At 43.8% G+C, this 20,799-nt stretch carries 20 protein-coding genes; all 20 read right to left on the bottom strand.

What is annotated here, in order from left to right; translation table 11 throughout:
• Positions 1-186: 186 nt before the first annotated feature.
• Entirely contained in the window at positions 187-825 is a 639-nt protein-coding gene (gene pyrE / locus MHH68_RS07590) for an orotate phosphoribosyltransferase (RefSeq protein WP_044141967.1), read from the bottom strand.
• 7 nt (positions 826-832) lie between these two features.
• Positions 833-1,537, bottom strand: a complete 705-nt coding sequence (gene pyrF / locus MHH68_RS07585; RefSeq protein ID WP_061407762.1) for an orotidine-5'-phosphate decarboxylase — start codon at positions 1,535-1,537, stop codon at positions 833-835.
• Positions 1,509-2,441 carry a dihydroorotate dehydrogenase gene (locus MHH68_RS07580; protein WP_058014033.1) on the bottom strand — a complete coding sequence of 311 codons (933 nt, stop codon included), beginning with the start codon at positions 2,439-2,441 and terminating at the stop codon, positions 1,509-1,511. Before MHH68_RS07580 ends, pyrF begins: the two co-directional genes overlap by 29 nt.
• Positions 2,435-3,211, bottom strand: coding sequence for a dihydroorotate dehydrogenase electron transfer subunit (locus MHH68_RS07575; protein ID WP_058014034.1), 777 nt, complete (start codon positions 3,209-3,211; stop codon positions 2,435-2,437). The genes MHH68_RS07580 and MHH68_RS07575 overlap by 7 nt, the downstream gene beginning before the upstream one ends.
• Complete coding sequence (carB, locus tag MHH68_RS07570; protein WP_268497815.1) at positions 3,208-6,423, bottom strand: carbamoyl-phosphate synthase (glutamine-hydrolyzing) large subunit; 3,216 nt, start codon at positions 6,421-6,423, stop codon at positions 3,208-3,210. The genes MHH68_RS07575 and carB overlap by 4 nt, the downstream gene beginning before the upstream one ends.
• Positions 6,408-7,502 carry a carbamoyl phosphate synthase small subunit gene (locus tag MHH68_RS07565; RefSeq protein ID WP_058014036.1) on the bottom strand — a complete coding sequence of 365 codons (1,095 nt, stop codon included), beginning with the start codon at positions 7,500-7,502 and terminating at the stop codon, positions 6,408-6,410. Before MHH68_RS07565 ends, carB begins: the two co-directional genes overlap by 16 nt.
• Entirely contained in the window at positions 7,499-8,785 is a 1,287-nt protein-coding gene (locus MHH68_RS07560; protein ID WP_268497813.1) for a dihydroorotase, read from the bottom strand. Before MHH68_RS07560 ends, MHH68_RS07565 begins: the two co-directional genes overlap by 4 nt.
• Entirely contained in the window at positions 8,769-9,692 is a 924-nt protein-coding gene (locus tag MHH68_RS07555) for an aspartate carbamoyltransferase catalytic subunit (protein ID WP_144462087.1), read from the bottom strand. The genes MHH68_RS07560 and MHH68_RS07555 overlap by 17 nt, the downstream gene beginning before the upstream one ends.
• A 130-nt stretch (positions 9,693-9,822) precedes the next feature.
• Positions 9,823-11,151, bottom strand: a complete 1,329-nt coding sequence (locus tag MHH68_RS07550) for a solute carrier family 23 protein (protein WP_339165690.1) — start codon at positions 11,149-11,151, stop codon at positions 9,823-9,825.
• Between the two features lie 154 nt (positions 11,152-11,305).
• Positions 11,306-11,848, bottom strand: a complete 543-nt coding sequence (pyrR, locus tag MHH68_RS07545; RefSeq protein WP_012009892.1) for a bifunctional pyr operon transcriptional regulator/uracil phosphoribosyltransferase PyrR — start codon at positions 11,846-11,848, stop codon at positions 11,306-11,308.
• A 170-nt stretch (positions 11,849-12,018) separates the two neighbouring features.
• Positions 12,019-12,933 carry an RluA family pseudouridine synthase gene (locus MHH68_RS07540; RefSeq protein WP_144462091.1) on the bottom strand — a complete coding sequence of 305 codons (915 nt, stop codon included), beginning with the start codon at positions 12,931-12,933 and terminating at the stop codon, positions 12,019-12,021.
• Positions 12,930-13,397, bottom strand: a complete 468-nt coding sequence (gene lspA, locus MHH68_RS07535) for a signal peptidase II (RefSeq protein ID WP_058014041.1) — start codon at positions 13,395-13,397, stop codon at positions 12,930-12,932. Before lspA ends, MHH68_RS07540 begins: the two co-directional genes overlap by 4 nt.
• A 94-nt stretch (positions 13,398-13,491) precedes the next feature.
• Complete coding sequence (locus MHH68_RS07530) at positions 13,492-13,866, bottom strand: TraR/DksA family transcriptional regulator (protein WP_339165689.1); 375 nt, start codon at positions 13,864-13,866, stop codon at positions 13,492-13,494.
• Between the two features lie 160 nt (positions 13,867-14,026).
• On the bottom strand, positions 14,027-16,792 hold the full coding sequence (gene ileS, locus MHH68_RS07525; RefSeq protein ID WP_058014043.1) for an isoleucine--tRNA ligase: 2,766 nt from the start codon (positions 16,790-16,792) through the stop codon (positions 14,027-14,029).
• 360 nt (positions 16,793-17,152) lie between these two features.
• On the bottom strand, positions 17,153-17,647 hold the full coding sequence (locus tag MHH68_RS07520) for a DivIVA domain-containing protein (protein WP_003211323.1): 495 nt from the start codon (positions 17,645-17,647) through the stop codon (positions 17,153-17,155).
• A 26-nt stretch (positions 17,648-17,673) separates the two neighbouring features.
• A complete protein-coding gene (locus tag MHH68_RS07515) occupies positions 17,674-18,450 on the bottom strand; it encodes an RNA-binding protein (protein WP_169056480.1) in 777 nt (258 codons plus the stop codon).
• 53 nt (positions 18,451-18,503) lie between these two features.
• On the bottom strand, positions 18,504-18,785 hold the full coding sequence (locus MHH68_RS07510; protein WP_058014045.1) for a YggT family protein: 282 nt from the start codon (positions 18,783-18,785) through the stop codon (positions 18,504-18,506).
• A 6-nt stretch (positions 18,786-18,791) separates the two neighbouring features.
• Positions 18,792-19,250, bottom strand: a complete 459-nt coding sequence (gene sepF / locus MHH68_RS07505; protein ID WP_003212271.1) for a cell division protein SepF — start codon at positions 19,248-19,250, stop codon at positions 18,792-18,794.
• 1 nt (position 19,251) lies between these two features.
• Entirely contained in the window at positions 19,252-19,941 is a 690-nt protein-coding gene (locus tag MHH68_RS07500) for a YggS family pyridoxal phosphate-dependent enzyme (protein WP_339165688.1), read from the bottom strand.
• A 6-nt stretch (positions 19,942-19,947) separates the two neighbouring features.
• Positions 19,948-20,787, bottom strand: a complete 840-nt coding sequence (gene pgeF / locus MHH68_RS07495; protein ID WP_339165687.1) for a peptidoglycan editing factor PgeF — start codon at positions 20,785-20,787, stop codon at positions 19,948-19,950.
• Positions 20,788-20,799: the final 12 nt, after the last annotated feature.

Genomic DNA, 20,799 nt, shown 5'->3' with positions numbered 1-20,799 from the left:
TAAAAAAGCTGTGCGGGTTCGCGCAGCTTCAGATTGTATTCAGCGTGATAGAAAACCATTGCAGTCTAGGAAAGACGAGTACCAGAGCGGAGCGAATTGAACATTCGTGAGCACTGGCACGCAGTCCTGACAAAGAATGCGAGGGTTTGTCTACACGCTGAAAGCTGTGCGGGGAGGCGCAGCTTTTTAGACGGTTTCTTCCATCCAAGATTCAGAGGAAGGATCTTGTCTCCAGCGTTTCAATTTATTCATAGCAGAAGGCTCAATCGCTTTCAGCTCAAGTGCCACGTCTGTCAGGGTGTCATAGTCTGTTAAGGTGACATATGGAATGTTTTTCTCTTGGAAGGCTGCCGCAGCTTTTGGCAGACCGTATGTGAAGATTGCAGCAACGCCTAGTACGTCACAGCCCGCTTCTTGAAGAGCAGCGACCACTTCAAGCACACTGCCTCCTGTTGAAATCAGATCTTCTACGACAACCACCTTTTGACCTTTTGATACGGCACCTTCAATTTGATTCCCTTTTCCATGTGCTTTTGGTTTACTTCTGACATAACACATCGGGACGTTCAGACGGTCTGCCGCTAATGCCGCATGCGGGATGCCTGCTGTTGCAGTACCAGCAATCACCTCTGCTCCCTCAAAATGAGTGAGAATCAACTCTTTAAGACCTTCAGCAATGTCGTGTCTGACTTCTGGATAGGACAAGGTGAGACGATTGTCACAATAGATCGGTGATTTGATACCGCTTGCCCATGTAAACGGTTCGTCTGGTTTCAATGAGACCGCTTTGATTTGTAATAGGTGTTTAGCGATTTTTGTTTTCATCTGGCAGTCACTCCCACTCTTTCAAAATTTGATGATAGGCTTCCAATGGTTTTTCAGCTTTTGTGATTGACCTTCCGACAACAATTTGTGAAACACCTTGCTCTTTTGCATAAGCAGGGGTTGCCACACGCTTTTGATCATCGGTTTGATCATTTAGTAAACGAATCCCTGGTGTAACAGTGAGGAAGTCAGGTGAGATGTGCTCATGAAGGGCTTTGGATTCATGAACAGAGCAAACAACACCGTCTAGTCCACTTTCATATGCCAATTGACCGTACCGAATAACAGTCTCTTGCAGCGAACGGTCTATGAGTAATTCGCTTCTCATCATGTCTTCAGATGTACTCGTCAGCTGAGTCACAGCAATAATGCCCGGACGTTTTTGTCCAGCAGGCGTTCCGCTTTCAAGCCCTTCTAACGCAGCTTGCATCATCTGTTTCCCGCCAGCAGCATGTACATTAACTAGATCAACGCCAAGTGCGGCAAGCCGGTTCATTGCTTTTTTCACCGTTGTTGGAATGTCATGTAATTTGAGATCGAGGAAAATGCGGCAATTTTTTTCTTTAAGCGCCTCAAGGATGACAGGTCCTTCTTGGTAAAACAGCTCCATGCCGACCTTCACAAATAACGGTGTCCCTTCAAAGGGTTCTAAAAAGGCGAGCGCCTCCTGCCCTGATGGAAAATCAAGCGCGATGATGGGCAAGTGCTTCATGTTTCCAGCTCCTTCCGATACATTCCTCTACAGATGAATACCCATAGGCTGATAATACTTTTGGCAGTTCTTCAATGATTTCTGGGCAAATAAATGGGTTCACAAAATTGGCTGTGCCAACAGCTACTGCACTCGCTCCTGCTAGTAAAAATTCAAGTACGTCTTCAGCATTTTGCACCCCGCCCATTCCGATAATCGGGATAGACACTGCTTGACTGACTTCATGTACCATGCGCACAGCAACAGGTTTGACCGCAGGGCCTGATAATCCGCCTGTTTTATTGGCAAGAATCGGTTTCCCCGTTTTTAAATCTAAACGCATACCGATTAACGTGTTAATCATCGTGAGTCCATCCGCTCCAGCAGATTCAATCGCTTGAGCAATCTCCACAATATTGGCTACGTTAGGAGACAGTTTGACATAGACAGGAACGGAGGACACGTCCTTCACCGCTTTTGTCAATGCTGCTGCCATTTGAGGATCTGTACCAAAGGCAATTCCGCCTGTTTTGACATTTGGACACGAGATATTCAGTTCAAGGGCATGGACATTTTTTGCTTGGCTGATCTGCTTCGCTACTTCAACATAATCATCGACCTGTGAGCCAGCGACGTTTGCAATAATAGGCGTATCAAACTGCTCAAGCCAAGGTAATTCATTTTCAAGCACGCCTTTTAGGCCAGGATTTTGAAGACCGATGGCATTGAGCATACCAGCACCTGTCTCCGCTACCCTTGGTGTCGGGTTGCCAAATCTCGGTTCTAAGGTTGTGGCTTTGATCATGATACCGCCAAGCACGGATAAGTCGTATAATGAAGCAAATTCTCTTCCGAATCCAAAGCAGCCTGACGCCGGAATAATTGGATTCTTTAATGATAAGCCGGGTAACTCAACGTTTAGCATGACAATGCCACCTCCTCTGCTTTAAATACAGGTCCGTCCAGACAGACTTTGACGTAAGCTTTTTCGTGCTGGTCTGTATGACAAACACATGCAAAGCAAGCACCAATGCCGCAGCCCATTCGCTCTTCCATTGAAATGTAGACAGGCTTATCGGGGTAAGAGTCTTTTAGTGCCTTTAACATAGGGGTCGGCCCGCAAGAAAGCATGACATCAAAACTCAAATCATTCTCTTCAATAACACTTGTCACGAAGCCCTTTGCGCCATATGTCCCATCAACTGTTGCAATAAATGTATCTCCGAGTGCTTGGAATTTCTCCTCGTAAAATATATCCTTTTTCGATTGAAAGCCAAGGACATGCTTGACGATGACGCCTTTTTTCGTTAAACGCTTGGACAGCTCATATAAAGGCGGTACTCCAATCCCGCCGCCGACTAGTAACGCTGTCTGACCTGGCTGAACAACTGAAGGATCATAGCCGTTGCCAAGCGGCCCTAATACATCGATGGATTCCCCATCCCGCTTTTGGGAAAGGAGCTTTGTGCCCTCTCCCTCTGCGCGATAGATGATGGTTGCTTCTTGTTTCTCGGCATGAATATTGGCAATACTGATCGGTCTTCTCAGCAGCGGTGTCATGGACTCGCTGACCTTGATATGAAGAAATTGTCCAGCCGTTTGAAAGGAGTCCACAAGGTCACCTTTTAATGTCATTTCGTAAATATGATCAGCGATCTCTCGATTTGAGACGACCGTCAAGTATGCTTTTTTCATATCGTTACTGTCACCTCAGCATTCGTTTTCACTTCTGGCATTTCGTCCGCTCTAAATGTCATGCTTTCTAGTACTCTTAAAATCGCTTCTGCTGTATCTAGCGACGTTAAGCAAGCTACGCCATTTTCAACAGCTTCACGTCTGATTCTAAAGCCGTCTCTTGCCGGCTGTTTTCCTTTTGTCAGAGTGTTGATGACAAATTGGGCTTCCCCGTTTCGAATGACATCGAGAAGATTTTTGCCTTCTTCTCCTATTTTGCCGACAACACTTGATGGGATGGAGGCTTGTTTTAAGTAATTCGCCGTTCCTTCTGTCGCTAATATATGGTAGCCGATTGAATGGAATCTTCTCGCAATCTCAAGTCCTTCTTCTTTATCCTTATCAGCAACTGTCAGAAGAACTGTCCCATCTTTAGGAATTTGAATGCCTGATGCAATTAATCCTTTGTAAAGAGCTTTTTCGATTGTGACATCTTTCCCCATGACTTCACCTGTTGATTTCATTTCAGGTCCGAGTGTAATATCGACTCTTCTTAGTTTCGCAAAAGAGAAGACTGGCACTTTGACGTACACCCCTTCTTGCTCTGTGTGAAGTCCTTCTTCGTAGCCATAGTTTTTCAGTTTTTCTCCTAAAATGACCTTTGTCGCCAGGTTTGCCATCGGGATGCCTGTGATTTTGCTTAAGAAAGGAACTGTCCGGCTTGAACGCGGGTTCACTTCAAGTACGAACACTTCACCTTTTGAGAGAACAAATTGAATGTTGAGCAGCCCAATAATGTTGAGTCCTTTTGCAAGCTTGATCGTGTATTCTGCGATCTTCGCTTTGATCTCTTCAGACAATGTTTGCGGCGGGTAAACCGCAATCGAGTCACCAGAGTGAACCCCAGCTCTTTCAATGTGTTCCATAATGCCTGGGATCACGACAGTTTCGCCATCAGACACAGCATCTACTTCGATTTCTTTTCCTGTCAAATATTTGTCAATGAGCACTGGGTGCTGCGGATTGACTTTCACTGCATTCTCCATGTAGTGAAGAAGCTCGGCTTCTTGATAAACGATTTCCATTGCGCGACCGCCTAATACATAGGAAGGGCGGACAAGGACTGGGTAGCCGATCTGATTGGCAATCGCTACAGCTTCTGGCACAGATGTAGCTGTTTTCCCTTTAGGCTGCGGCACGCCAAGTGCTTCTAATGTTTGTTCAAACTTGTCTCGGTTTTCCGCGCGATCAAGATCTTCAAGGGAAGTTCCAAGAATCTTAACCCCTCTATTTGATAATTCGTCGGCTAAGTTAATTGCTGTTTGTCCGCCAAACTGAACGACAACACCTTCTGGTTTTTCAAGGTCGATGATGTGCATCACATCTTCTACAGTAAGTGGTTCAAAGTAGAGCTTGTCTGAAATACTAAAGTCTGTTGAGACCGTTTCAGGGTTGTTGTTAATAATAATTGCTTCATACCCTGCTTGTTTAATTGCCCACACAGAATGAACGGTCGCATAATCAAATTCTACTCCTTGACCGATTCTGATAGGACCTGAGCCTAATACGATGACGCTTTTCTTGTCTGTACGTTCTGATTCATTTTCATCTTCATATGTGCTGTAGAAATATGGCGTCTCTGATTCAAATTCAGCTGCACAAGTATCTACCATTTTGTAAACAGGTACGATGCCTGCTTCTTGTCTTAGCGTGTAGACATCCGCTTCATCCATATTCCACTCGCGGCTAATATAGATGTCTGAGAAGCCTTTTTCTTTCGCTTCTTTTAATACGTCTGTATTGCCTTTGTTTTCTTTTAATGTCTTTTCAAAAGCGATGATGCCTTCCAGCTTATGAAGGAAGAAGTAATCAATTTTTGAGAATTCATGTATCTGTTCAACCGTATAGCCTCTTCTAAGCGCCTCGGCGATATAGAATAATCGTTCGTCTCCCGCCTTGATAATCCGCTTTTCAAGCACTTCGTTTGTGATATCTGCTTCATCTTTTAATTCAATGTGATGCACATCAGCTTCAAGTGAACGGACAGCCTTTAGAAGAGACTCTTCTAATGTACGGCCGATCGCCATTACTTCACCCGTTGCTTTCATTTGCGTGCCAAGACGTCTGTTGGCAGATTCGAATTTATCAAACGGCCAGCGCGGAATTTTAGACACAATATAGTCAAGTGCCGGTTCGAAGGCGGCATAGGTTTTACCTGTGACAGGGTTCATCATTTCATCGAGCGTTAAGCCGACAGCAATTTTCGCTGCAAGTTTGGCAATTGGATAACCAGTTGCTTTCGACGCAAGTGCAGAAGAACGACTCACGCGCGGGTTTACTTCGATGATATAGTATTGAAAGCTGTCTGGATCAATTGCCAGCTGTACGTTACATCCCCCTTCAATACCAAGTGCCCGGATCAGCTTGAGCGACACATTGCGAAGCAGCTGATATTCACGGTCACTTAACGTTTGGCTTGGCGCCACAACGATACTGTCACCTGTGTGGATACCGACTGGATCAAAGTTTTCCATGTTACAAACAACGATCGCATGATCACCGCTATCACGCATGACTTCATATTCAATTTCTTTAAAGCCTGCAATACTTTTTTCAAGTAAGCATTGTGTGACTGGGCTTAGCTTCAAACCATTTTCGACGATTTCCTTCAGCTCTTGCTCGTTTGTACAAATTCCGCCGCCTGTTCCGCCTAATGTATAAGCTGGTCTCACAATGACAGGGAAACCGATTTGGTTCGTAAACGCCATCGCTTCTTCGAGGTTATGGATGATTTCACTTTCTGGTACAGGCTCATTTAGTTCATTCATCAAATTACGGAATAGATCTCTGTCTTCTGCTTTTTGAATAGCTGACAGCTTTGTACCGAGTACTTCAACGCCGCATTCAGCTAATACGCCAAGGTCTGATAATTCAACAGCAAGGTTCAATCCAGTTTGTCCGCCAAGTGTTGGCAAAATCGCATCAGGACGTTCTTTTCGAATGATTCGTGTTAAGAATTCTGGTGTCAGTGGTTCGATGTATACCTTATCGGCCATTTCTGTATCTGTCATGATGGTCGCTGGATTGGAATTCACAAGTACGACTTCATAGCCTTCTTCTTTTAGTGCTAAGCAAGCCTGTGTGCCTGCATAGTCAAACTCTGCTGCCTGACCGATGATGATTGGACCTGATCCGATGACTAAAATCTTTTTGATGTCTACGCGTTTTGGCATACTTCTTCCCCTTCTTTCTCAGTTGTATGAATCATGTCCATGAACTGGTCGAATAAGTAGTTGGCATCTTCTGGACCTGGTGATGCTTCTGGGTGGTACTGGACAGTGAATGCTGGTGCTTCTTTATGTTTTAATCCTTCAATTGTATTGTCGTTTAGGGCGATATGTGTGACTTCGAGCACATCCTCGTTAATGGCACTAACTGTGTAGCCGTGGTTTTGAGATGTCAGTGTCACCTTGCCAGTTGCTAGTTCTTTCACTGGGTGATTCGATCCTCTGTGACCGAATTTCATTTTTTCAGTACTTGCGCCGCATGCAAGCGCGAATAATTGATGTCCAAGGCAAATGCCAAAGAGCGGGACCTTTCCAATCAATTGCTGAATCATCTCGACTGCTTCTGGTACATCAACAGGATCCCCAGGACCGTTTGAAAGCATGATTCCATCAGGCTTTAACTGCAGTACTTCATCTGCCGTGATATTGTACGGCACCACGATGACATCACAGTCCCTTTTATTGAGCTCACGCAAAATGCCGTGCTTCATGCCGAAATCGACAAGGACAATTCTTTTTCCTCTTCCTGGGCTTGGGTACGCATTTTTCACAGAAACTTGACTTACTTGATCAGTCGGAAGCTGCATTGTTTGAAGGCGGCTAATCACGTCTTCCACTTGTTCATCAGGTCCCGCAAATGCTCCTTTTAAAGTTCCTGCACTTCGAATCATTCTCGTCAGCTTTCGTGTATCGATTCCGCTAAGCCCTGGAATGTTTTTCATTTTCAAATACTCATCGAGCGAGTATGAAGAGCGCCAGTTTGAGGGCTTTTCGCAAAGCTCCTTCACAATCAGCCCTTTTACAAACGGTGTGATCGATTCAAAATCATCACGGTTAATGCCGTAGTTGCCGATAAGCGGATAAGTGAGTGTGACAATTTGTCCGCAGTATGATGGATCAGACAAAATTTCTTGATAGCCTGTCATCCCTGTATTAAAGACAACTTCTCCGACTGATGATTCTAAGCTGCCAAAGCCTGTTCCTTCGAATACTGTTCCGTTTTCTAGCACTAAGCGTCTCTTCATTTTACTAGTCTCCCCTCTTCATACACGACTTTCCCAGATGCAAGCGTCATGACCGGCCATCCTGATACAGTCAATTTGTCAAACGGTGTATTTTGTCCTTTAGATAAGAAGCTCTTTTTATCGATTGCCATTTCTTTGTTTAAATCAATGAGTGTCATATCAGCTGTTTGTCCTTCTTCCAGCTTTCCATAAGGAAGGGAGAAAGCTTCTGCTGGCTTGATCGTCATATAATCAACGAGTTCTTTTAATGTCCATTCGCCCGTTTTGACAAATCGTGTATACAGAAGCGGGAACGCTGTTTCAAGCCCGACTATTCCAAAAGGTGCGCGCTGCATCGTTTCGTTCTTTTCTTCTTCTGTATGCGGCGCATGGTCTGTTGCGATGAAATCAATCGTTCCATCTAACAGTCCCTCGATTAGTGCCTCGCGATCCTCTTTTCCTCTGAGCGGCGGGTTCATTTTATAGTTCGTATCAAGCCCTGGGATGTCTGCATCACATAAGAGCAAGTGATGCGGTGACACCTCTGCCGTCACACGGATGCCTGCTTTTTTTGCATCGCGAACGACTCGCACAGATTCTTTTGTACTGATATGACATACATGATAATGACAGTTCGCTGCTTCTGCTAAAAGAACATCTCTTGCAATATGCACCGATTCACAAATGGACGGTATTCCGTTTAATTCATTTGCTTTTGAAAATTCTCCTTCATGAACGCATCCGCCGTAAATAAGCGAGTTATCTTCACAGTGTGCCACAATTGCTTGATCAAGGCTTGCCGCCTTTTTCATCGCTTCGTACATCATGCCTGCTGTTTGGATGCCTACCCCGTCATCTGTGAAAGCGAAGGCGCCTGCTTCTTTTAGTGCTGCAAAGTCTGTCATCTCTTCCCCAATTTGTCTAGTTGTGATGGAGGCATATGGCAGTACTCTGACAGAAGAAGTCTCTTCGATTCGATTCATGAGCCATTCCATTTGCTCTTTTGTATCTGGAACTGGACGTGTATTCGGCATCGCTGCGATCGTTGTATAGCCGCCTCTTGCTGCTGCTTTAGAGCCTGTTTCAATCGTTTCCTTTTTCTCTCCGCCTGGCTCTCTTAAATGTACATGCAGATCAATTAAGCCTGGTGAAACAAATAGCCCATTAGCATCAATGACCTCTTCTCCGTCTTCTCTTTCTAAGTGACCAATCGCTTGAATCACTTCTCCTTCTACCCTAATATCCTGCTGCACTTTTTCACCTGTGCTTGTTAAGATAAAACCGTTTTTAATGAGATACGACATAGACAGAATCTCTCCCTTTTTGATGTAGTCTGCTATTTTGAAAAGCTCTTTTTAATACCGCCATTCGGACATAAACGCCATTTTCCATTTGCTTGAAAATTCGTGACTGCTTTGATTCCACTAAAGAATCATCTATCTCCACACCTCTATTTACTGGCGCTGGATGCATGATAATGGCTCGTTCTTTCATGTTGTTTGCCCTGTTTACCGTTAATCCATAAGTCGATAAGTAATCTTCATTGCCCGTTTTTTCAGCGTGCCGTTCATGCTGGATTCTAAGCAGCATCACCACATCAGATTGTCTAATGGCTTCGTCTACTTGGACATACGTTCCGTGAGGATTTTGCTCATCTTGGAAGGAAGCAGGCCCTGAGAAAAGGACTGTCGCTCCGAGCCTTGAGAGTACTTCAGCATTCGACCTTGCCACTCTGCTGTGCTTGATGTCTCCATGAATCGAAATCGTTAAGCCCTCAAAGCAGCCAAACTCTTCATAGATGGTCATTAAATCAAGCAGTGATTGGGTCGGGTGCTGCCCGCAGCCATCTCCAGCATTGATGATGGGAATCCCAACCTTCCCGATTAGCTCGTTGTAGTATTCATCAGTGCTGTCTCTGATCACACATGCTTTCACGCCAATGGATTCGAGCGTTTTTACCGTATCGTATAGTGTTTCGCCTTTTTGGACGGAGGTGCTTGCCGCATCTAAGTTCAGTACATTCATCCCCAGTTTCTTTTCAGCGACTTCGAAGCTAAATCGTGTTCTTGTGCTTGGTTCAAAGAAGAGGTTTGCTACAAATTCTCCCGCTAAGCCAAGCTCTTGCTTCCCTTTTTTGAGAGCCGTTGCTTCTTCAATCAGCTGTAAAATCTCTTCTTTAGATAAGCTGCTCATTGTCGATAGATTATTCATTTTTTCTGCCCCCTCTAGTTTTTCATCACTTTCAGGTTCAAAAAAACCCTAAGCCTCGGCAGCTTAGGGTTCTCCAAAAGAAGCAGCGGCACATTCGTGCATTCTGCTCATTTTAGAACCCTTGTCAGCCTCACTGGACTTCTTTTAAAAGGTTTTCTGTATTCGATTCATTTGACTCGTCATCGGCCGCTTTTTGCTGCGGCAGGATCAGATTCAACAGGACACCCGTGATGGCAGCAAGTGCCATTCCAGATAGTGTGAGGTTGATTTGTTTCACCTCAATGAATGCCCCGCCAATTCCGATGACTAAGATGACTGATGCGATAATGAGATTACGCTTTTCTTCAAAATTCACTTTATGATCAATCAGGATTCTCAGACCGCTTGAGGCAATGATCCCAAAGAGCAGGAACGAAACGCCTCCCATGACCGCAGACGGTACTGTACTGATTAATGCTGAGATTTTTCCGACAAAGCCGAAGCAGATTGCAAATACTGCTGCTCCGCCGATGACGAAGATACTGAACACTCTTGTGATGGCGAGGACGCCGATGTTCTCTCCATACGTTGTTGTTGGTGGTCCGCCAATGAGTGAAGCGAAGATTGTCGCCGCACTGTCTCCTAAAATGGAGCGGTGAAGACCAGGTTTTTTAATGAAATCTTGCCCTACAACTTTACTTAACACCACTTGGTGGCCGATATGCTCAGACATTGTCACAAAGGCAACCGGCACCATCACCGTGAGAATGCTTAATGTCACAACAGGTGTGTAATTGACAAATGGTACGACGAAGTCTGGTACAGCAAACCATTTTGCATCAATGACCGGCTGAAAGTTCACAATACCTTGTGTTAAGGCAAAGAGATAGCCGCTTATAATGCCGATTAATACTGGAATTAAGCTTAGGAAACCTCTTAGGAAAATCATGCTGATAATCGTGACTGCCAGTGTGAAACCCGCGACCGTTAAGTGCTTAAGGCTGTATACAAGCTCGGTTGCATTCGGATCAACATACATCGCCATGTTAACAGCTGTTCCAGCGAGTCCGAGCCCAATGACCATAATGACCGGTCCTACGACGACTGGCGGCAGAAGCTTCATCAGCCAGCCTGTTCCGAGCCATTTAATAAATAGTGCAATGAGTGCATAAGCGACACCCGCCATGAAGGCACCAACCATTGCGGCTCCAGGGCCGCCTGTTGCTTTGACATTCAGTATGGGGGCGATAAAGGCAAAGGACGATCCAAGATACGCCGGAATTTGGCCTCTTGTGATAATTAAGTAAACAATGGTTCCAACACCACTTGAGATGAGCGCGACGGCTGGACTCATATCGATGATTTTTGGTACTAGAATGGTCGCACCAAACATGGCAAACAAATGCTGAAGGCTAAGTGACAGCCATGTAAATGGTTTTGGGATATCTCGAATGCCTAAATTGGCTTTTTGCTGACTCATGATTTTTCCTCCTAGATGTGTCCTTCTTCATTAAAAAAGCCTCTTTGCGAGTATGCGCAAAGAGGCTTAGAAAAACCGTACACGTCATGTTAGCCGTGCTCAGTGTCTCTGTTATTGCCCTCTTTGCAAACTCTCTGGAATGCATTTAAAAAGGTTATTTTTCATATATAGCGACAAGGTCGTTTTGATCTACTTCATTCAGTTGAACCATCACTGTCTCTGCTTTTGATGTCGGAATGTTCTTCCCGATATAATCCGCTCGAATCGGCAGCTCTCGGTGTCCCCGGTCGACGAGAACAGCAAGCTGAATGGAAGATGGTCTTCCTACATCCACTAGGGCATCCATGGCTGCTCTGACAGTTCTGCCTGTAAACAGGACATCATCAACGACGATTAGTGTTTTGTCATTAATGTCAGCTGGAATGTCTGCACCCTTTACAAGCGGGTCTTGATTGTCTGTCTTTTTTGTCAGGTCATCACGGTATAGCGTAATATCAAGTTCACCCACTATGACTGGATTTCCTTCAATTTGCTCAATGCGCTCTGCAAGGCGCTTTGCAAGATGAATGCCTCTTGTCTTGATCCCCGCAAGGATGACATCTTTCATCCCTTTGTTGCGCTCAATCATTTCATGTGCAATTCGGGTCAGCGCTCGTCTAATCGCTTGTTCATCAAGAATGACTGCTTTTTGTTCCATCTTTTACACCTCTTTTTGACAAATAAAAAGCCCCTTCTGCAAAGGGCAGAGAGGGGCGTTCATTTGTGCATATTCGTGCACAAATTGATCCGTTATCCTTCTCAGCCTCTCTGGACTGTTTTAAAGAATCTTCATTTCTTCGTTCATTATTTCAAAAAAAGAACGGCCTGTCAATCGTTATTTCTTAATGAATCGATAAAAGCTTGCATATCGGCAGGAACTGGTGCTGTGAACTCGATATATTCGCCAGTTCTTGGATGATCAAATCCTAAAACACCTGCATGCAGCAGCTGACCATTGAAATCGACTGTTTTTCTCGGACCATATTTCGGATCTCCTGCAAGCGGATAACCGATATATTTCATATGAACACGAATCTGGTGTGTCCTTCCTGTTTCAAGTCGGCACTCCACCACCGTGAAATCCTCAAAGCGTTCAATCACATCAAAGTGAGTGACGGCTTGTTTTGAACTTTCTTTTGTTACTGTCATGCTTTGGCGGTCTTTTTTGTCTCTGCCAATTGGGGCATCAATTGTACCTGTATCATGCTGGATAATGCCATGAACAACGGCTGTATATTTCCTTGTGACCGTCTTAGCCACAAGCTGATTGACGAGTGATTCATGCGCCATATCGTTTTTTGCGACCATTAACAGCCCAGATGTATCTTTATCAATTCGGTGGACAATACCAGGACGCATCACTCCATTAATCCCTGATAAATCTGTGCAATGGGCCATTAGACCATTTACTAGTGTTCCTGACACATGACCTGGCGCTGGATGAACGACCATTCCTCGTGGTTTATTCACAACTAGCACATCTGCATCTTCATAATAAATATCAAGATCCATTGCTTCTGCTTCTACATCTAGTGCTTCTGGTTCTGGAATCTCGACTTTAATCTGATCACCAGCTTGTACTTTGTAATTGGCTTTCACTTGCTTCCCATTTACTTCGATCAGCCCATCTTTTACCCACTGCTGGACCTGGGTTCTTGACCATTCTGGTTCTGTCGTGCTTAGAAATTTATCAAGCCGTTCACTTGTTTGTTCTTCTGAAACGGCAATATTTACTTGATTCATGTAGTTGACTCCTTCGTTTTCTTTCCATCTAACAGCATTTGAATGAAGAGCAGAATAACCCCTACACATAGAGAAGAATCTGCAATATTAAAAATTGGGTAGTGATAATTCCCAAAGACGAAATGAGCAAAATCTACCACTTCCTGACGGAAAATGCGGTCGATAAAGTTTCCAATCGCTCCGCCAAGCATTAAGGCCAGCGCAACTCCAAGCAGCTTGTCCTTTTGTCCATGCTTTTGCAAATAATAAACAATTCCCGCAATAACAACGAGTGTGATCACATAGAAAAACCACATTTGTCCTTGAAGAATTCCCCATGCCGCGCCTGAATTTCGGTGTGACGTGATATAAAAGAAGCCATCAATCACTGGATAAGAATCTCCGAGCATCATATTTTTGACAATGAGCCATTTTGTTAATTGATCTAAACAAATCATCACGAATGCGATTATGTAATAGAACACACACGTTCCTCCACTTTCATACTTTGATCTTTAAGCATTTTATCAAGAAAACAGGGAGGAGTAAAGAAACTTTAGTTGACAGACAAAAACCTCCCTACATATGGAAGGCTTCAAAATGAGAATCATCTGATTCATGAGGATAAGGAGTGAATGCTTTTTTCTCGTATTGCTTATGATATAAAAAGTCGTCAGCCGTGCGGGCGGTAGGAAGAATACTCATTTGTTCAAGCGGAATGATATCACCTGTTGCCTCACATATACCATAGGTTCCTTGCTCTATTTTTGCAATAGCGAGAGACACATCTTGAAGTTCTTCTTTGATGTGATAAAGAAGCGTGGCCGTTTGGACCTCGTTCATTGAGACATGCTCAGCGGATGAACGAAATGATGCGTATTCAAACAGTTTAGCTTGAAGCTCTTCTTTCATTTGAAGGAGTTCCGTGTAAATCGTCTCTAGATCGCCATTCATGTCGCTATTTCAACTCCTGCCCTGTCGTGATAATCATATTGTTGCCCCGGCTGTCCACTTTAAAGCCATAAGATTTTTCCTTTCGTTCTAAACGCTGTCATTTCTGCAAACAAGAAAACGCCCCGCATATGGCGGGGCGCTAGTTGGTCATATCACACTGTTAATTCTGGTAATATTTTTCCACGATTTCAGCATTTTTCAGTGACAATGTTGGGTATTTCGGATTTGCACCAACATCTTTTGAAATAATACGAGAACGTTCGCACAGTTCTCCTTCTGCTTTTTGAACCACAATTCGCCCTGAAGTGTATTCAGGTGCTGATGTGTCAGCATTTTGCGCATCTTCTACCGTTAATTCAGAGATGATAAAGAGCTGCTTCACATCTTCTTTAATGGATGCAAGAAGGTTTTTCACTTCTTCTGTCGCATAAAGGGTCACACTTGCTTCAAGAGAACGTCCGATAACTTTCTCATTACGTGCAATTTCGAGCGCTTTTAGCACATCGTCACGCACTTCCATAAAGCGGTCAAACTTCGCTTCTGTCGCTTCCGCTTGAGAAACAGCCACACCTTCTGGCATATCTGTTAACTGAACACTTGGCTCTTCAACAAAGCTTAAATGGCTCCATAATTCATCTGCTGTATGCGGAAGAATTGGTGCAGTCAGCTTCACTAACGCCATTAATGTTTCGTAGAAGACCGTCTGCATGCTGCGGCGGTCAGGATGATCCGCATGCTCGATATACACGACATCCTTTGCAAAGTCGAGATAGAAAGAGCTGAGCTCAATTGTACAGAAATTGTGAATCGCATGATACACGACCGCAAATTCGTAATCATCATAAGCCTTTTTCACTTTATCAATCAATTTGTTTAATTTGATCAAGATATATTGATCCACTTCGCGAAGCTCTTCTACAGGTACTGCATTGACTGCTGGATCAAAGTCAAATAGGTTACCATGCAGGAAGCGGAACGTGTTACGAATTTTACGGTAGACCTCTGCCACTTGTTTTAAGATATCATCAGACACCGGGTGATCGGCTTGATAGTTGACAGAAGATACCCAAAGTCTTAGAATCTCCGCCCCAAGCTGCTTCGCTACCTTTGTTGGGTCAATTGTATTGCCTAATGATTTACTCATCTTGCGTCCTTCTTTATCAAGCGTAAAGCCGTGGCTGAGAACACCTTTATACGGTGCTTTTCCAGTGACCGCAACTGCTGTTGATAAGGAAGAGTTAAACCAGCCGCGATATTGGTCAGAGCCTTCAAGGTAAAGGTCTGCCGGACGAACAAGATCATCTCTTTCTTCTAAAACAGCTTGGTGAGAAGAACCAGAATCAAACCATACATCCATGATGTCCTGCTCTTTTGTGAATTCACCGTTTGGACTGCCTGGATGTGTAAAGCCTTCTGGCAATAGTTCTTTCGCTTCTTTTTCAAACCAAATATTAGAGCCATGTTCTCTAAATAATTGAGAGACGTGCTGAATGGTTTCATCTGTGATGATCGGCTCACCATTTTCTGCATAAAAGACCGGAATTGGAACGCCCCATACACGCTGTCTTGAAATGCACCAGTCGCCTCTGTCACGCACCATATTGAATAGGCGCGTTTCGCCCCATGCTGGCACCCATTTCGTTTCTTTAATATTGTCTAATAGCGCTTCTCTGAAGTCTTTAATCGAAGCAAACCACTGAGCGGTTGCACGATAAATCGTTGGCTTTTTCGTTCTCCAGTCATGCGGGTAGGAGTGCGTGATAAAGTCGAGCTTTTTCAGCGCGCCTTTTGCTTCAAGCTGTTCTGTGATGGCTTTATTGGCATCCTCGTAAAATAGACCTTCAAAACCAGGCGCTTCTTCTGTCATGACACCTTTTTCGTCTACTGGACATAGTACGTCAAGACCGTACTTCATGCTGACAATAAAGTCATCTTCCCCGTGACCTGGTGCTGTATGAACACAGCCTGTTCCTGCATCCGTTGTCACGTGGTCACCAAGCATCACAAGTGAATCTCTGCCATAGATCGGATGCTCTGCAACGACGTTATCTAATTCTTTTCCTTTTAATGTTTTCACGACTTCATACTCTTCAAAACCAAGCGTTTTTGCCACTTGTTCAACAAGCTCAGATGCGACAACATATCGCTCAGCACCCACTTGAAGAACACTGTACTCTAGGTTTGGATGAACACAAATCCCAAGGTTTGCAGGAAGTGTCCAAGGTGTTGTTGTCCAGATGATGAATTGTTCGCCATTTTCAAGTACGCCTTTTCCATCTTTCACTTTAAATGAAACGTAAATGGATGGTGAACGTTTGTCTTTATATTCAATTTCCGCTTCTGCAAGAGCTGACTCACTTGAAGGAGACCAGTTAACAGGCTTTAGTCCTTTGTAAATGTAGCCTCTCTTCGCCATTTCTCCGAAGACAAGAATTTGCTGCGCTTCGTACTCAGGCTTTAACGTGACATAAGGATTGTCCCAATCTGCTCTGACGCCTAATCGCTTAAACTGATTGCGCTGACCTTCGATTTGTTTCCAAGCATACTCCTCGCATAGTTTGCGGAATTCAGCTGTCGACATTTCTTTACGTTTGACTTTTTTATTTTTAGTGAGTGCTGTTTCAATTGGCAGCCCGTGTGTATCCCAGCCCGGTACGTACGGTGCATGGAATCCATTCATTGATTTAAAACGGACAATAAAATCTTTAAGGATTTTATTGAGGGCGTGCCCCATATGAATGTCACCATTCGCATATGGAGGTCCATCATGCAAAATAAAGGTCGGACGTCCTTTTGTCCGCTCTAAAACCATTTGATAGATGTCTTTTTCTGCCCACTCCTCTTGGATTTCAGGCTCTTTGTTCGGCAAGTTCCCTCTCATTGGGAATTCTGTTTTCGGCATTAATAAGGTGTCTTTGTAGTTCATATACCCATTCCTCCATATGCAAATTCTGATTAAAAAACAATAAAAAAAGCCCTCTCATCCCATAAGGGACGAGAAGGCTTGTCTCGCGGTACCACCCTTTTAGACAAGCGCTATTTAATCAGACGCTTATCCACTCTAAAATCGTAACGTGATCAGACGCCTTTTCTTACTCATTTCTTTTCAGAAAAGGAACTAAAGGGGTGATCTCATTGCAGCGTCTCGTAATGTCAGGCTTCCACCATCCCCGATTCGCTTTATTACGCATATGACAACTGCGAGTGTCCCTTTCAAACGTTTATCTCTTGTTAATTTATGATGGTATTATATGCAACTTGTACACGTCATGTCAAGGTGATGCGCTTATTCTTTTTCGTCAAAGACAGCGTCAACTTCATATTCCAGTAAATGATCCCAATCGTCATTTTTTAGAAGATCAAGCTGAGCTTCGATGAGCATTTGGAAGCGAGTTCTAAAGACTTTCGACTGCTTCTTGAGCTCTTCGATTTCCATCGCAATCTTTCTTGATTTAGATAGCGCTTCGTTGATAATACGATCGGCATTTTTCTCCGCTTCACGAATAATCAATTTCGCTTCTTTATCAGAATGACGTTTGACGTCTTCTGCTGCTTCCTGCGCCACAAGAATTGATTTGTTTAACGTTTCTTCAATTGTCGCAAAATGGCCTAATCTTTCATCAAGCTCGTTTACTTTTTCTTCGAGTTCATTCTTTTTGCGAAGCACGATTTCGTAATCTTTACGTACTTGGCTTAAAAACTCGTTTACTTCATCTTCGTCATAGCCGCGAAAGCTTTTTGTGAACGTTTTATTATGAATATCATTAGGTGTTAATGGCAACCTCGCCACCTCCAGATTCAAGTTCGTTATGTCAGAAGCTCAAATGTTACTTTAAATTTATCTTTTTTGGTCTTCCCATCAATCGTTTTGAGGCTAAAGCGGCCAAATCCCCTGACAGAGAGCTGATCGCCTTCACCGATTGTAAAAGAAGGGTCCTCAGTGACTTTCCAGTTAACTTTAACAAGCCCATTTTTGACCAACAGCTGTGCCTTTTGCCGAGACTGACGGCTGATTGCAGCACATACCGCATCAAGCCGCAGTGAAGAAATCGTATCTTCTTTGATGTCAGTCTTGCTCTTAACCGGCTTTAAATCTGCCTGCGTGATTTCCTCTAATGAAACGGAGGCTCTGCCGACATGCGTCAGCTGCGCACGAACAAAATCGGCGACATCACTCGTACAAATAAACTGCACATCTTCCTCTGAAAATAACAGATCTCCAAATTTTTGACGCTTCAAGCCTGTCCCAATCAGTGAACCAAGGAGCTTCGGGTGTTCTAGCGAAATAAACTTTTTCGCATAGTTCACCTGAAAATAAGACAGTTCAGCATCCTGAGTAGCCGGTTCTAAATATTCAGGATAAATGAGCGCTCTTTTGCGCTCCGCTCCTTCATACCCGCCAAAAAACATGATCCCAAGCTCATCCGCATGCTGGATGACGGACTGGGTAATAAACTGCTCACGCGGATCAAGAAAGTCTGTTAATTTCATTCGATACTGGTCGAGTGCGATTTTTTTCCAGCCTAACACTTGGTCGACAAATGGCTGTTCGTCTTTTCTAAAATGTTGATAAATATCGCTCATTTTGTTCCCCTCTTATGTAAAAGAGCCTGGCAGCGCCAAGCCCGGCAGCCTGTCTACATGAAGCGTACAATCATATTGTAAAGACCAGTTAGTCCATATGATGATGCAAAACGAATCACAAGCAATGCCACAATTGGCGAAATGTCAATCATGCCAATTGGCGGAATAATTTTACGAAATGGTTCTAAATACGGTTCGCAAATATTTGTCAGAAAACGCCCAATTGCAGTTTCTCTTGCAGATGGCACCCATGACATAAAGATGTAAATAATAATCGCGAATGAGTAAATCGTTAATACCGTTCCTAAAAAATTAAAAATCAAATTTAGAATCACTATGATTTACCACCTCTGAGGTTCTTCCTCTGTCAAAAGTTCTGATATTGTGCCAGATACATCTACATTATCAGGTGTGCAGAGGAATATATTCGAGCCAATACGCTGGATGTCTCCACCGATTGCATATACAGTTCCGCTTAAGAAGTCGATGATTCGCTTTGCTTGATCGTGCTGAATGCGCTGCAAATTGACGACGACTGCACGTCTGTTTTTAATATGGTCTGCAATCTCCTGCGCTTCTGCATAAACACGCGGCTCACTTAACACCACTTTAGAGGATTTCTGCACGCTTTGCAAGCTGACGACATTTTGTTTCCCAGTCTGCGGACGCTCTTGAAATGCCGCTTTGTCCTTCGTTCCTTTTTCTTCTTGGACTGGTTCTCTTTCTTCATCAATATATTCGTACTCATACTCTTCATCGTCGAGAGTGAAAAAGCTTTTAAACTTATTTTTTATGCTCATGTCACGCACCTCCTGTTTCATTTCCAACAAGTGAAGAGCCAATCCGAACGAATGTCGCACCTTCTTCAATTGCGATTTCAAAATCATTTGACATGCCCATCGATAAATGCTGACAAGGTGCATTTACTTGGTTAAGATGTTTTACTTCTTCTTGAAGGTTTTTTAATGTTTTAAAGCAGTTTCGTATCACAGTGTGATCGTCTGTAAATGGAGCCATCGTCATCAGTCCAGCAATTTCAATCTTTTTGAAATCAGCGAGCTGCTTGACAAATGGAATCACGTCTTCACTTTGCAGGCCGCGCTTTGACTCCTCCAGTGATGTATTCACTTGTACAAAACAGCGAACCGTGTGATCCGCTCTTTTTTCAATTTCATTCGCAAGAGAAATCCTGTCGAGCGAATGTAAGTAGTCAATGGTCTGAATGACAGATTTTACTTTTCGTGTTTGTAAACTGCCGATGAAGTGCCAGCTAATGCTTTCATCGGTTATAGCCGCTTGTTTTTCAAGTAACCCTTGGTCACGATTTTCACCAAAATGCAAAATTCCTGCTTCCTTGGCTTCTTGTGCTCGTTCAATTGAGACATATTTTGTGACAGCGACGACTGATACATCGTCTGGGTTTCGACCGGCTCTTTTACATGCTTCGTTTATTTGTTCATTTAATTGTCTGAGATTCTCTCTTACATTCAATTGCTCTTATGCCTCCTTAAACCCGACAAAAGACATCATACGTCCTGTTTTCCCTTGATCACGCCGGTGTGAGAAGAATAGCTGATCATTGCAGCTTGTGCACATCGAACTGACATGTATGTTTTCTTCTATCATCCCTGCATGAAGCAATACGTTTTTGTTTAATGTTTTTAAGTCTAATTTATATTGTCCTTGTGATATCTCGGAATACACATCCACTGTAGAAAAGGGAAGCTGTTTCACTTGATTCAAGACCACATCATCAACTATGTAGCAGCAGCTGCCAATGGATGGTCCAATGACGACTTGTATTTGATCGGTCTTAGCACCTTCTTGATTGACCCATAGATCTACCATCTTTGCACCAATTTGCTTAACGGTTCCTTTCCATCCGGCATGGGCTGTTCCGATGAGTCCATGTTGCGGAGCTAGAAAATAAAGCGGAACACAATCGGCGAAACAAAGAGCGAGCATGATGTTCGCTTCAGACGTATATAAGCCGTCTGTTCCAGGCAGTGCCTCATGATAATGAAGACTTCCTCTTCCTCTTTGCTCCTTGGTGACTTTCTTGATGCGGTCCTCGTGTGTTTGATCTGCAAACACCCAATCAGAGAGCGGCACAGCAGTAGCATCTGCTATGACTTGACGATTCATTTGGACACTAGAAGCATCATCTCCTACATGGAGTCCAGTGTTCAATGATTGATATGGAGAAAGGCTGAAGCCGCCATTTTTTGTCGTAAATCCGGCCAATACCTCTTTACCAGAACATGTCATGTTCGTCCAATCATGAATCATCATTGCATCAGGTGATTTCTGCTGAAAGGGGTCATAATTGTGTGTCAAAGCTGCCTACCA

It is taken from the genome of Bacillus sp. FSL K6-2841 (genome assembly GCF_037976435.1).
GTDB lineage: Bacteria > Bacillota > Bacilli > Bacillales > Bacillaceae > Bacillus > Bacillus pumilus.
Note: the sequence above shows the minus strand (reverse complement) of the source record. Positions and strands in the feature narration are given on the sequence as shown.